At 70.4% G+C, this 13,303-nt stretch carries 12 protein-coding genes; all 12 read right to left on the bottom strand.

Annotation, left to right across the window (positions count from 1 at the left end; genetic code table 11):
• Positions 1-121: 121 nt before the first annotated feature.
• The gene (gene fliE / locus ACJQWM_RS11935; RefSeq protein ID WP_332706716.1) at positions 122-502 is read right to left on the bottom strand and encodes a flagellar hook-basal body complex protein FliE; all 381 of its coding nucleotides are present in this window, start codon (positions 500-502) and stop codon (positions 122-124) included.
• 340 nt (positions 503-842) lie between these two features.
• The gene (locus ACJQWM_RS11930) at positions 843-2,288 is read right to left on the bottom strand and encodes a sigma-54 dependent transcriptional regulator (RefSeq protein ID WP_332706713.1); all 1,446 of its coding nucleotides are present in this window, start codon (positions 2,286-2,288) and stop codon (positions 843-845) included.
• Entirely contained in the window at positions 2,285-2,686 is a 402-nt protein-coding gene (locus tag ACJQWM_RS11925; RefSeq protein ID WP_332706710.1) for a response regulator, read from the bottom strand. The genes ACJQWM_RS11930 and ACJQWM_RS11925 overlap by 4 nt, the downstream gene beginning before the upstream one ends.
• A gap of 9 nt (positions 2,687-2,695) precedes the next feature.
• On the bottom strand, positions 2,696-4,117 hold the full coding sequence (rpoN, locus tag ACJQWM_RS11920) for an RNA polymerase factor sigma-54 (RefSeq protein WP_332706707.1): 1,422 nt from the start codon (positions 4,115-4,117) through the stop codon (positions 2,696-2,698).
• Positions 4,118-4,529: 412 nt separating this feature from the next.
• Positions 4,530-5,093, bottom strand: coding sequence for a PilZ domain-containing protein (locus ACJQWM_RS11915; RefSeq protein WP_332706704.1), 564 nt, complete (start codon positions 5,091-5,093; stop codon positions 4,530-4,532).
• Positions 5,090-5,371: a hypothetical protein gene (locus ACJQWM_RS11910; protein WP_332706701.1), complete on the bottom strand. Its 282-nt coding sequence runs from the start codon at positions 5,369-5,371 to the stop codon at positions 5,090-5,092. Before ACJQWM_RS11910 ends, ACJQWM_RS11915 begins: the two co-directional genes overlap by 4 nt.
• On the bottom strand, positions 5,368-5,784 hold the full coding sequence (fliS, locus tag ACJQWM_RS11905; RefSeq protein WP_332706698.1) for a flagellar export chaperone FliS: 417 nt from the start codon (positions 5,782-5,784) through the stop codon (positions 5,368-5,370). Before fliS ends, ACJQWM_RS11910 begins: the two co-directional genes overlap by 4 nt.
• Positions 5,785-5,792: 8 nt before the next feature.
• Positions 5,793-7,130, bottom strand: coding sequence for a flagellar filament capping protein FliD (gene fliD, locus ACJQWM_RS11900; protein WP_332706695.1), 1,338 nt, complete (start codon positions 7,128-7,130; stop codon positions 5,793-5,795).
• Between the two features lie 245 nt (positions 7,131-7,375).
• A complete protein-coding gene (locus ACJQWM_RS11895) occupies positions 7,376-8,566 on the bottom strand; it encodes a flagellin (RefSeq protein WP_332706692.1) in 1,191 nt (396 codons plus the stop codon).
• A 280-nt stretch (positions 8,567-8,846) separates the two neighbouring features.
• On the bottom strand, positions 8,847-10,049 hold the full coding sequence (gene flgL / locus ACJQWM_RS11890) for a flagellar hook-associated protein FlgL (protein WP_332706689.1): 1,203 nt from the start codon (positions 10,047-10,049) through the stop codon (positions 8,847-8,849).
• A 229-nt stretch (positions 10,050-10,278) separates the two neighbouring features.
• Positions 10,279-12,150, bottom strand: a complete 1,872-nt coding sequence (gene flgK / locus ACJQWM_RS11885) for a flagellar hook-associated protein FlgK (protein ID WP_332706686.1) — start codon at positions 12,148-12,150, stop codon at positions 10,279-10,281.
• Positions 12,151-12,161: 11 nt separating this feature from the next.
• A complete protein-coding gene (flgJ, locus tag ACJQWM_RS11880) occupies positions 12,162-13,262 on the bottom strand; it encodes a flagellar assembly peptidoglycan hydrolase FlgJ (RefSeq protein ID WP_332706683.1) in 1,101 nt (366 codons plus the stop codon).
• Positions 13,263-13,303 lie beyond the last annotated feature (41 nt).

Raw genomic sequence — 13,303 nt, 5'->3', positions numbered from 1 at the left:
CGTGTCGGGAAATGGATCACGTCGTGGCTTTTGCTATTGCGCATCTCGTTACTGCTCCTACGCTCTTGCCGAGTCCCGAGTCCCGAGTCCCGAGTCCCGAGTCCCGAGTCCCGAGTCCCGACTAGATCGGCATGTTCATGACGTCCTGATAGGCCTGGACCAGCCGGTTGCGGACCTCCACGGTGGCGCGGAACGCGACCTGTGATTCCTGCATGGCGACCATCACCCGCGCCAGGTCGGCCCGCGGGTCGCCGAGCTCGAACGCCTGTTGCAGCTCTCCGGATTTCTGCTGGGTGCGGCTGACGCTGTCGAGGGCGCTGGACAGCGTTTCGGAAAAGCCGGCCGCGCCGGTGCCCTGGGTCTTGTCCGCGCCCGGGAGTGCGCCGCCGGGATTGAGCGCATTGGGGCTGATTGCATTGCCCGCGGCGGCATCGCCCATGCGCGCCGCCTGTGTCTGGTGGGCGCGGATCTGCGAGAGGATCGATGAAATCGCGTCGGTCATGGGCGGCACTGCGGGACGTGTCTGCCCTCACTAGGCAAGGCGCGTGCCAGAAATCTGCCGGAATTCCGGCACGGGCGGCGTCAAGAGTGCGCCGCGTGCCGACGGTCGCGGGCATGGCCCGCTCCTACACAGCACGATGCCTTTGTAGGAGCGCCCCATGGGCGCGATGCCCGCGCTCGCGTCACTCGCGTCGCGGGCATGGCCCGCTCCTACAAGAGCGCGTCGTACCTGTAGGAGCGCCCCATACCTGCAGGAGCATGGGCGCGATGCCCGCGCTCGCGTCATTCGCATCGCGGGCATGGCCCGCTCCTACACGGACCGGACCGTTTGGCCGGCAACCTCAGGCTTCTGCCGTCGCCTTTTCGCCGTCGCGGTCGAAGCCGTACTTGCGCAGCTTCTCCACCAGGGTGGTGCGGCGCAGGCCCAGCAGCGGGGCAGCGTGTGCAACCACCCCGTCGGCCTGCTGCAGGGCGGCGCGGATCAGTTCGACCTCGATCTCAGCCATGTGGCCGCGCAGGTCGATGCCCTCCGGGGGCAGGGTGGTGTTGGGCGAGAGCTGGCTCGGGTCCGGTGCGGCCGGCTCGACCGGCGACTCCGCGATGTCCGGCTCCGGCATGCCGGCGCGGTAGCGGGCCGGCAGATCGGTCACGCCGACCTTGCCGGAGGGATGCAGCACCGCCAGGCGTTCGAGCAGGTTGCTGAGCTCGCGCACGTTGCCCGGCCAGGCGTAGTGGCTCAGCGCAGCCACCGCATCGGCGGTCAGCGCGACCTGGCCGCGGCCGCTCTCGGCGAGTTGCTTGGTGATCGCGGCGATCAGATCGGGCAGGTCGTCGCTGCGCTGGCGCAGCGGCGGCATCTCGATCGGAAACACGTTGAGCCGGTAGAACAGGTCCTCGCGGAACTTGCCCTCGGCGATATGCGCTTCCAGATTGCGGTGGGTCGCGGCGATGACCCGCACGTCGCACTGCATGGTCTGGTTGCCGCCGACGCGCTCGAACGTGCGCTCCTGCAGCACGCGCAGCAGCTTGACCTGCATCGGCAGGCTCATGTCGCCAATCTCGTCGAGCAGCAGCGTGCCGCCCTCGGCGATCTCGAAACGGCCCTTGCGCTGCGTCAGCGCGCCGGTGAACGCACCCTTCTCGTGGCCGAACAACTCGCTTTCCAGCAGGTCCGGCGGGATCGCGCCGCAGTTGATCGCGACGAACGGCTTGTTGCCGCGCTTGGAGCGCTGGTGCACGGCGCGCGCGGCGACCTCCTTGCCGGTGCCTGACTCGCCGAGGATCAGCACGGTGGTATCGAACGGCGCGACCTGATCGATCATGCGCGACAGCTGCAGCACCGACGGACTGCGGCCGGTCGGGCCGCTGCCGGACTGCTCGCCGCGGCGCTCGTCCTCGTCGATGCGCTTGAGGCTGGCGCGGCGCAGCGATTCCTGCAGCTGGGTGCGACGGATCGGGTAGTCCAGCGGCCAGATGGATTCGGGATGCAGCTGCTGGCGCCAGCCGGCGTCGGCCGATGGGCCGGGCAGGGTCAGCAGCGGCGGGTGCAGCGGCTGCCGGCCGAGCCAGTCGACGAACACCGACCACGCGCGCTGCTGGTCGGAGCCGGCCTCGCCGGTGTCGCCGATCACCACTGCGACCCAGTCGCTGGCGCGCGCGCGGGCGAGGTCGACATCGGCGGCGTCGGTGACGATGCGCGGGGTGAAATCCATGAACTCCAGCAGCGTGGCCACGCGCTCGGCGCGGTCCATGTCCTGGTCCAGCAACAGGATGCGTGACTCGCTCATCCCGGCTCCCCCACGGTCTGGCTGGCATCGTCGGTCGCCAGGCGTTCCAGCAGCGCCATCACGTCATGGATGTAGGACAGCTTGCTGACGAAAGCGTCAGCGCCGGCGCGCATGGCGTGCTCGCGGTGCTCGGCGTCGTCGAAATGGCTGGCGATCACGATGAACGGCGGGTTGTCCTGCGCCTTGATCAGGCGCGTGGCCTGCAGCCCGCCCATTTCCGGCATCGCCAGGTCCATCAGCACGACCGTGGGGCGCAGCGCCTCGCATTGGGCGATCGCCTCGATGCCGTTGCAGGCCGAGCCGACCACGCTGACCCAGTCGAGCTTGCGCAGGTGCCGCATCGCGGCGTTGATGAAACCGGAGTGGTCGTCGACCAGCAGGATGTTGAGTGTTTTCATGGGGATTCCTCAGCCCGCCGCGGCATAGGTGGGCGTCGCTGCCGCACGCTGGCGTGCGCGGGCCGGGCCGATGGCGAGTTGGTCGCGGTACTTGGCGACAGTGCGGCGTGCGATGCGCACGCCCTGGCGCGCGAGCAGGCCGGCGATCACGTCGTCGGCCAGCGGTGCGTGCGCCGGTTCGGCATCGATCAGGCGCTTGACCATCGCCTTGACGGCGCTGCCCGACACCGCCGCGCCTTCCAGCCGCACCGCGAACAGGCGCTTGAGCTCGAAGGTGCCGCGCGGGGTCTGGATGTACTTGCCGCTGGTGATGCGCGAGACGGTGGACTCGTGCATGCCGATCGCGTCGGCGACCTCGCGCAGGGTCAACGGCGCGATCGCCTCCTCGCCGCGTTCCAGGAATCCCTGCTGGCGTTCGACCAGCACCTGCGCGGTGCGCAGCAGGGTGTCGTTGCGCATCGCGATGCCGCGGACCAGCCAGCGCGCCTCATCGAGCAGGCCGCGCAGCACGCCATGGTCGCCGCCACCGCCGGCCAGCGCCTGCTCGCAATGCGGCGCGATGCGCAGGCGCGGTGCGGTGCGGCCGTTGAGGGCGACGCGCCAGGCGCCGCCGAGCAGCCGCACTACCACGTCGGGCACGATGTGCGTATCGACCGGCTCGCGCGGCTCCTCGATTGCCGAGGGGCGCAGGCCCAGGATCAGGGCGGCCGCGGATTCGACCAGGGACGGCTCGCTGCCGAGCACGGCGGCGAGGCGGGTGTAATCGTGCGTGGCGAGCAGGTCGAGATGGCAGGTGAGGATGCACTCGGCCAGCGTGCGCATTTCGGCGTCGCGCCGGTCGCCCGGGCGCTCGGCGCGCAGCTGCGCCAGCAGGCATTCGCTGGCGGTCGCGGCGGCCATGCCCGGCCACTCGCCGTGCAGCAGGCGCTGGCGCACCGCTTCGAGCTCGCGGGGGTCGAGCGACAACGCGTGCGCGCCGCGCGTGATCAGTTCGGGCAGCGGCGCTTCCAGATAGCCGCGGTCGTCGCTGTGGTCGAGCCACCAGCTGGCGACGGCGAGGTCGTCCTCGCTCCATTTCAGTGCGAGTTGCTGCAACAGGCGCACGCGCGGGTCGCTGGATTCGCCCGCGGCGATGCGCGCAGTGGCGTCGGCATCGCCCGAGGCCAGGCCGGCACCGGCGGAAAGATAGGCCGGCTCGGGCAGTTCGTCCCAGGCGGCCGCTTCGAGCGTGGCCTCGTCGGCGGCGCTGGCGTCGAGCGCCTCGTCCTCGGGCTCGGGCTCGGCCTGCTCGAGCAGGGGGTTTCGTTCGAGCGCCTCGCGCAGCTCCATCTCGAGCTGCGGCGCGGTCAACTGCAGCAGCCGGATGGACTGCAGCAACTGCGGTGTGAGGTTGACGCTCTGGCCAAGCTGCGCGCGTATCGTGTTCTTCATCGATCCATCCCCTTGCTGCCGGGCGGCAGCCCCCTTGCACGGCACCGTGCTGGATCCTTGACGGCCCCGAAGCGGGGACGGACCTGCATCCGATGAGAGAGTCCCTTCATAGGCTGCTAGGAGAACCCGGCAAGGGCGTCAGAATCCCGGCGGCCGGTCACAGTCCGGGACCGCCGTCGACGAAGTCGGCATGCAAGACTGGTGCCTGATCACGCTTTTCGCCGGCGGAATGTGACCGCGCGCACGTCGGGCCGGCGCCGTGGTGGCGACCGACCGCCTTGTAGGAGCGGGCCATGCCCGCGATCGGGAGGACCGGCGGTGCGGCTTGTGGCCGTCCCCGCGGCGTGGCAACAACGCGGCGGCGTGAATCGCGCCCATGCTTCATAGCGGCATGGGGCGCTCCTACGAGCGGCTATCGTGGCCGGCGCTGCTCGGCGATCGCGCGGCGGTGGACGCGGAACAGGTGGCGCTCCAGCGCGGCGGTCAGCGCCGGGGATTGCGGGGCGAAGCGCAGCCACGTCTGGCGGCCATCGCCATCGGTGAATGTAGCGACCACGGTGGCCGGCAGCAGCAGCGATTGCGGCAGCCAGTCGGACGGCTGGATGCGGAATCCGCCGGCGGTGCCCGGTGCGACCTCATCGTCCGATCGCAGGCAGGCACCGAGCGCGGACCACTGCAGCGGACGCAGCGGATCCTCGTGTTCGTGGCGCTTGCTGAGCCCGGCGACCAGCGCCGTCAGCAGGTCGACCTTGGCCTCGATGCGGCTGAGCGCGAGGTCGGCGGCGGTGCGCTCGTCGCTGTCCTCGACGCGGCTGTCCTCGATCACCGCCAGCGCGCGCAGCAGGCTTTCGGCCCGCAGGCAGGCATCGCGCGCGGCGTTGGCGCCGAGTTCGCCCGGCACGAACGCGGCCGGGCGGGTCTCCTCGCAGGCCAGCGAGTCACCGAAGATCTCAGCGCGCGCGCTGTCGGCGTTCATCCACCACCGGCGCCGAGGTAGGCCTGCGCGCCGCGGTGGTCGCGACCGAGTTGCTGCAGCTGGTGGGCGGCATCGTCGCGGGCGGTCTTGAGCTCTTCGAGGAAGGCCCGCTGGGCGTGCAGCAACGCCAGCAGCGGCTCGGTGCGGGCGCTGCTGCCTTCGGCGGCGATCGCGTCGCGCAGCTCGGTCTCGTGCGTGGAGATCAGGCTGGCGGCAGCCTCCCAGTCGCCGGCGTCCAGCGCGCTGCGTACTTGGCGGACGGGCAGGGTCGGGATCATGCGGTGGCTCCGGCAGTGGCGGGCGCGGTGCCGGGGGCGATGGCGCGCCAGGCAGTTTCGATGTCGCCGAGCAGGCCGTCGACCTCGTGCAGCGGCGCGCTGTCGTTGGCAGCGTTGGCGTCTAGCAAGCGGCGTTGGGCGTAGTCGTACAGCGCCTGCAGACCGTCGGCGATCTCGCCGCCGGCTTCCAGGTCCAGGGCGCCGTTGAGGCCCCCGATAATCGTGCTGGCGTCGGAAATCGCCTGTGCCTTGCGCGGCAGGTCGCCGCGTTCCAGGCAGGCGATGGCCAGGCGCGCGCGTTCACGCGCACCCGAGAGCATCAGTGCGATCAGCCGGTGCGGGTCGGCATCGAGCACGGCGCTGGATACACCGGTCTGGCGGTACTGGTTGGCGAAGTTGCGGGCGCGGTGCATGTCGGGCCTCAAAGCAGGTTGAGCTGCTGTGCGAGAAAACTGCTGGTGCTCTGGAGCTGCGCGACCAGAACGTCCAGGGCGGTGAACTGGGCGCGGTAGCGCGCTTCGACCTGCTCCATGCGGCGATCGAGCGCGGCGCGCTGGTCGGTGATCGACTCGGTGCGCGAATCGTGACTGTCGCTGCGACTGTCGAACACGCCGTTGTCGTCGAGCAGCCGTGCCAGCGTCGTCCCGATGCCGACGGCCATGCCGGTCTTGCTGCCGAACAGCCGCTCGGCCGCTGCCGGATCCTCGGCGAGCGCGGCATCGAACGCGGCGTCGTCCATGGTGAGCTTGCCCTCCACGTCGATGGTGATCCCCATCGTCTTGAGGTCGCCGACCGAGTTGCTGACCTGCTCGCGCAGGTCGCGGCTGGTGGTGCGCACCAGCGAATCGCCATTGAGCGCCGCGGCGACCTGGCTGCTTGTGTCGTAGCTGGTGGTGCTGGCGATCGCGCCCAGCCCGCCGTTGTAGGCCTTGACGAAAGCCTTGGCGGCGCTGCGCAGCACCGACGGATCGCTGGCGACGGTGAGGTCCTTGATCGTGCCGGGCGCAGCCTCGGTCAAGGTCAGCGTGACGCCTTCGAGCATGTCGGTGATGGTGTTGCTGGCGCTGGTTCGCTCGAACCCGTCGACCTTGACCTGTGCGTCGGCCGCGGCCGAGAGCACGGTCATCGTGGTGGCGTTGGGCGGGTTGTAGGTCAGCGCCGACAGGCCGCCGTCGCCGCCGCTGGCGGTGATCGTCAGCGCGTTGGCCGCGCCGGTTGCGGTGGCGCCCAGCACCAGGTGCGCGCCGTCATCGGCGTTGACGATGCTCGCGGTCACGCCCTTGCCGGCGGCGGCGGCGTTGATCGCATCGCGGATGCCGGCCAGGGTGTTGTTGGTCTCGTCGATGACCACATCGAGCGTGGTCTCGCCACTGGTCAGGGTGAGCGTGCCGGTGCCGACCACGGTCTGGCTGTCGGTGTAGGCGGTGGAGGACAGCTTGTCCGCAGTCGCCAGCGCCAGCACCTCGACCTGGTAGGTCCCCAGCGCGGCGCCGGCGGTGGCGCTGGCGCCGAAGCCGGCATCCGCGCCGACGCTGGTCTTGCGTGCATTTGCGGCGTCGCCCGAGGACAGTTTCTCCACCGCGCTGCGCAATGCGTCGAATGCGCTGCGCAGGGTGCCGATCGCGGAGATCTCCGCGTTGAGGCGGCGCTCGCTGCGGTCGATCCGACCGGCGGCCGGGGCGCGCTCGGCGGCGACCAGTTGCTGGACGATGGAGGCGACGTCGAGGCCGCTGCCGATACCGCCGGCGCTGATGCTCATCGTGTGGTCCGCCTGTCGTCGTATCCCGTGCGGGCCGTGCGGTGGCGATCGAGCTGCGCTGTGCTGTCAGTCGGGTCGGTCACGGTGGGCTCGGCGGGAATGGAGTAGGGGGTGGTGCGGTAGTGCGGTGACTGGTGCTGCGGGTATGTGCTGGTTGTCCTTTGAAGCAAGGCGCGGCCGGGCCGCGCTTGCCGTGTCGCAAGGTGCGGCCGGAGCCGCACCTTGCATCTTTAATGCCGCTGCCTTTAACGCAGCAGGCTGAGCACGTTCTGCGGTGCCTGGTTGGCCTGGGCCAGCATCGCGGTACCGGCCTGCTGCAGGATCTGGTTGCGGGTCAGCTGCGCGGTCTCGGCGGCGAAGTCGGCGTCCTGGATGCGGCTGCGGGCGGCCGAGAGGTTCTCCGAGTTCGAGCCGAGGTTGGCCACCACCGAGGTGAAGCGGTTCTGCACCGCGCCCATGTCGGCGCGGGCGGTGTTGATCGCGCTCAGTGCCCCGTCCATCGCCAGCATCGCGGCATCGGCGCCTTCGGCGGTGGAGATGTCCAGGCTGTCGAAGCCGGTCTGTGCGGTGCCGGCAACCACGGTCTCGGTAGCGGCCGTGGTGGCGAACGTCAGGCCGGTCGCGGATTCGGTGGCAGCCTCGTTGGCCGTCGCGCCGGCGATGACGATGCCGTCCTCGCTGGTCGAGGTCAGCGTAATCACGCCGGTGGTGGCATTGGCCGCTGCAGACACGCCGGTGTCACCGGTCACGCCATTGATTGCGGCTGCGACCGCAGCGCCTTGCGCCGCTGCGTCCACGCCACCGGTGACCGCACCGACGTCGACGCCGTTGATGGTCAGGTCGCCTGCGGCCAGATTGGAATTCGCCGTCGGGGCAACGCCGGTAACGGAGGCAGCGAAGGTGCTTGTGTCGACCGAAGTCCAGGTGCCCAGCGCAACCGAGGAGGCATCGACAATGCCTGCGACGTTGATCGTCTCGCCCTGATTGGCGCCGACCTGGAAGGTCTGGTTCTCGAACGAGCCGTCGAGCAGCTTGACGCCGTTGAACGCAGTCTGGCCGGCGACGCGGTTGATCTCGGCCTTGAGCTGCTGGGCTTCCTTGTTCAGGGCCTCGCGGTCGGTGGCGGAGTTGGTGGCGTTGCGCGACTGCACGGCCAGCTCACGGATGCGCTGCAGGTTGTTACCGATCTCGCCCATCGCGCCTTCGGCGGTCTGCGACAGCGAGATGCCGTCGTTGGCGTTGCGCGCGGCCTGGTCCATGCCGCGGATCTGGGTGGTGAAGCGCTCGGAGATGGCCAGGCCGGCGGCGTCGTCCTTGGCGCTGTTGATGCGCAGGCCCGAGGACAGGCGCTGCAGGCTGGTCGCCAGGTCGCCACCGGTCGTGGACAGGTTGCGCTGCGCGTTGAGCGACATGATGTTGGAGTTGATGACTTGCATGGATGCGGTCTCCTGGAAGTTGGTATCCGGCGGCGACGAGAGCCTGGGCCGGCGTTCGCAGGGTGTTGGCCGGGATGGCCCTCGCCGCTGCTGTGAGGGATAACGGCAGCCACTTGTCAAGCTTTAATTCTTATTTGCGGGGGTGGTCTTCCTGCGGCGTTGCCCGTTGTCCGCCTGGACTTCCTTCGGTTGTAGGAGCGCCCCATGGGCGCGATGCTCTTGGTGCCGACGAAGCAGAAGCATCGCGCCCATGGGGCGCTCCTACACGATCTCCGGCTGGTTAGCCCAGTCGGTCGAACAGCGACAGGCTCTGCACGCGCACGATCGTGCGCTGCGCGGCCTCCAGCGCGGTGGCGTGCAGGGCAAGTTGAGTGGCGGCCTTCGCGTAATCGACGTCGCGCAGTTGCGAGAGCGTGGCCGACAGCGACACCTCGTCGGCGCCGCGGGTATCGCTGGCCGAGTCCAGCGAGGCCAGCCGCGCGCCGGTCCCGGCGCGCAGCGACAGCATGTGGTCCTGCGCGGTGCCCAGGTCGGCGATCGAGCCGCTGATGGCGTTGTCGCGGCGGGCGCGCTCGGCCGCGGTCGCGGCGGGCGCCTCCAGCGCGTCGGCCAGGGCCTTGACGCTGGCGAACACATCACGGGTCGGGGCGCGTTCGACGGTGAAGGCGTCGCCGGCCGCGGGCGCGCCGGTCAGGGTGATCCGGGCGCCGCCGGCGTCGATCGACTCGCCGCTCTGCCAGGTGCCGGTGGCAAGCTCGGTGCCGCCGGCGTCTAGCACCCGGTAGCTGTCGGCGGCGGTGAACTCCACCCGCAGGGTGGCGCCGTTCCAGGCGGTTTGATCGGTGATCGCGGTCGACTGCAGCACGCCGCTGCCGGTGTTGCCGGTGGCGGCGCTGCCGAAGACCTGGCCGTCGCCGGTGCGCACCCGCATGAACACGTCGCTGCCGGCGTCGGTGTCTGCCACGGCCAGCCCGGCGGCGACATCGACCAGGTTCTGGCCATCGTCGCCGGCGTAGGTCACGCCGCCGTCGCTGTTGGAGAATGGCGTTACGCCGTCGCGCGAGCCGGCGAACAATTGCCAGCCGTTGCCGTCGTCGCGATTGGCGATCGCCACCAGCCCGCCGTGCAGCTCGCGCAGTTCGGCGGCGAGCAGGGCGCGGTCGGTCGGCGACAGGGCGGCGTTGTTGGCCTGGATCGCCAGCTCGCGCGCACGCCGCAGGCTGTCGCCGGCGTCCTCCAGCGCACCTTCCTGCAGGCGCAGGCGGTGCTCGAGCAGGCCGCTGTTGCGGTCGTACTGTTCCAGCGCGGCGACCGCGTGGTCCAGCCGCTGCGCATTGGCGGCGGCGGCGGGGTCGTCGGCGGCGCGGTTGATGCGCGTGCCGCTGATCATCTCCTGCTGGGTGCGGGCGAGTTCCTGCTGGCGTTGCAACAACCCGTTCAGGCCCTGCGCGTGCAGGCCGGCGGTGGAGATTCTGAGGTTCATGGCTGCACTCCCGGCGCAAGCCGTAGGCTGGATTCGAGCGCACGGGCGGTCAATACGCGCACCGTTATTCCCGCCGTCATTCCCGCGGACGCGGGAACCCAGTGGCTTCGCTCGCCGTGGCAAGCGAGGCGGTCCGGATTTCGCGTACAAGTCGCTGGGTTCCCGCGTTCGCGGGAATGACGAGCCAAGGCGCGGAAACGATGGGCAATAGAAGCAAGGCCGAAGTCATTCATCGCCGCACCGCCCCGAGCAGAGTCTGGAACATGGTGTCGGCGGTGCTGATGATCTGCGCGGCGGCCTGGTAGGCCTGCTGGTAGCGCAGCAGGTTGGCGGCCTCCTCGTCGAGGTTCACGCCGGACACCGATTCGCGTTCGGCGATCACCTGCTGGTGAATCGCGCCCTGCGCGTCGAGGGTGAGGTCGGCGTGGCGCGCTTCGCTGCCGATCCGGCCGGTGAGGTTGGCCAGTCCCGCGGTGAGGCCGACGGTGCCGCCCGACAGTACGCCGCGTTCGTCCAGCGCGGCCAGCTCGCGCATGTTGCCGTTGTCGGACGAGCGCGGCGGCGTGCGTTGCAGGTTGAAGCTGTCGCCGGCCGCCGGCGTGCCCTGCAGCGCCAGCGACCAGCCGGCGCCGGCGATCGGGCTGCCGGGCGTGTAGGCGACCGGGCTGCCGCCGTTGATCGTGTACTGGCCGGCATCGATGAACTCGATCGTCGCGCCGGTGAAGGAGGCGAACGCGTCCGGGTCGGTGACGCGCGCCGCGCCGGTGGAGGCACCGCCGAGGTTCGCCGTGTCGGCACTGGCCTGCAGCGGGCGCGCCGCGGCGATGCCGAGCGGGTCCTGCAGCGCGACCTGCAGCCCGCCGGCCGCGCCGGCGGTGGGCCGCAGCGAGAAACGGTCGCCATTGGCGGGCGCGCCGCCGACCACCACTTCGACCCCGTCGATCAGCAGCGGATCGGCGGCGCTGCCGGTGCCGCTCAGCGCGACCGGTTCGCCGCTGTCGGCCCGGGTCGCGCTCCAGCTGCCGCCGTCGAAACGCAGCACCAGGTCGTGGCCCTTGAGCGCGCCGGGGTCGCCGAAGCTGGCCGAGAGCGTTGCGCTGCCGGTGTTGTCGGCGTGGCGGTCGATCCGCGGCGCCGGCAGCGAGAAGAAATCCGCGCCCGGCTGGCCGTTGTAGTCGACGCCGGCGTTCTGGGTGGCGTTGAAGGTCGCGGCAAACGCCACCGCGATCCGGCCGATCTCGGCGCGCGCCGGGTCGAGCACCCGGCCGCGGAATTCGAGCAGCCCGCCGACCTCGCCCGAAACGCTGGTGGCCGGCAGCCGCACCGGTCCGGCGCCGCTTTCCACGGCCAGTTGCACCCGGTCGGGGCGGTACGGGTCGTTGACCGTGCTCAGCGCCATCGCGCGATTGCCCAGCACCAGCGCCTGGCCGCCGGCGGTGAATACGTTCATCGCGCCGTCGTCCTGCTCAATGGTCTCGGCACCGACCAGGCTGGCGAGCTTGTCGATGCGCAGCGCGCGCTGGTCGAGCAGGTCCGGGGTCGCGTTGCTGCCGGCGGCAGTAATGTTCTTGTTGAGCCCGGCGATCTCGCTGGCCAGCCGGTTGGCCTCGCCGACGCGCGCGGTGATGCGTTCGTCGACCTCGTCCTCCATGTTCGCGAGCTGGCCATCCATCGAGCGCCAGCGCGAAGCGAGCTGCTCGCCCGAGCTCAGCACCTGGCCGCGCGTGACCGCCGAGGTGGGGTCGGCGACCACGCCTTCGGTGGCGGCGAAGAACGCCGACCACGGCGCCGACAGCCCGGTCGCCGGATCCGACACCAGCCCGTCGATGCGCGCCGAGAGCGAGGACATCTGCTGCAGCCGGCCGAGTTCGCCGCTGCTGTCGACCTGGCGCGCGAACACCAGGCCATCGGCCAGCCGCTGCAGGCGGGTGACGTCTACGCCGCCGCCGATGTGCTGGGTGCCTACGCCCTGGCCCGGCCGCGATGTCAGTTCCACCCGCTGGCGGCTGTAGCCTGGGGTCGCGGCGTTGGCGACGTTGTTGCCTACCGTCGACAGCGCGCGCTGGAACGCGAGCAGGGCGGAGCTTCCGGTGGAGAGCATGTCACCCATGGTCAGCCTCGAATGGTCGGGTCGGGCAGCGCGGCATGCGCGTGCTCATATTTTTCATCCAGCGCGCCGAGTGCGCGTTGGAGAGTCGGCCCATTGGCGATCGCCGAGATCTTGGCCGCGTAGGACGGGTCGGTGGCGTAGCCGGCCTGCTGCAGTGCCGAGGCGAAGCGGCCGGTATCGTTGCCAGCGGCGAGCGCGCCGGCGTAGCGCTCGTTGCGCATCAGCTGGGCGTAGTCGGCGAAGCTGTCGTGGATCGAGCCGTAGGCGCGGAAATCGGTGCGCTCGTTGCGACGCACGCCGCCGACGAATTCATGGGTGGCGGAATTCACTCGCTCACCGCTCCAGCGTGATCCGGTCTTGATGCCGAAAAGATTGTGCGAGCTCGTCTCGCCGCGGCCACCGGCCAGGCGCCGGCCCCAACCGGTCTCCAGCGCGGCCTGCGCGACCAGCGCCTTGGCCGACACGCCCAGTTCGGCGGCGGTGCGCTGCGCATGCGGCCAGATCGATTTGACGAAGGCCTCCGGGCTGCTGCAGTCCAGCGGCGTGTTTGTCGCGGCGGCCGCCTCGCCGGTGGTCCTGTCGGGCGACCACTGGTCGGCCGCTAGGCCTGGTGCGGCCGGCGATGAGGCGGGCGGGCGGCTTGCCGCCACATCCAGCGCCGGCATCGACACGCCGCTGCGGCTCGGCGCCAGGGCGAAGCCGCCGGTCATGGAGGCGGCCATCTTCATCATTGAGCCGCCATGCGAGTAGGGCATCGCCATCGGCAGCGTCGCCGCCGGCGCGCGCTGCGGCAGCGGCATGGGCGCGGCGGACATGTTCTGTCCTTCGGCGCCGCCGCTGCCACGCTCGAGTTGGCGCACGATCATCGGCGCCAGACCGAGGCCTTGGCCCTTGGTGATCTCGCGCGAGAGCTGCTGGTCGTACATGTCGCGGTACATCGTGTTGTCGCCCAGCATCGAGTCGCCCATGCTCGCGCTGCGCATCGACTTGAGCATCAGCTGCGCGAACTGCGACTCCAGTTCGCGCGCAGCGGTCTGCAGGCGCTCGCGCGATTGCGACGGTTGCGGGGTGATCGCGAGTTCGGTGGCGGAGGGCAGGCGCATGTTCGGGCTAATGCAAGGGTTGTGCCTCGGGGAGCGGGAGT

Source organism: Novilysobacter longmucuonensis, from assembly GCF_046600735.1.
Lineage (GTDB): Bacteria > Pseudomonadota > Gammaproteobacteria > Xanthomonadales > Xanthomonadaceae > Novilysobacter_A > Novilysobacter_A longmucuonensis.
This window is presented reverse-complemented; position numbering and strand designations above follow the sequence as displayed.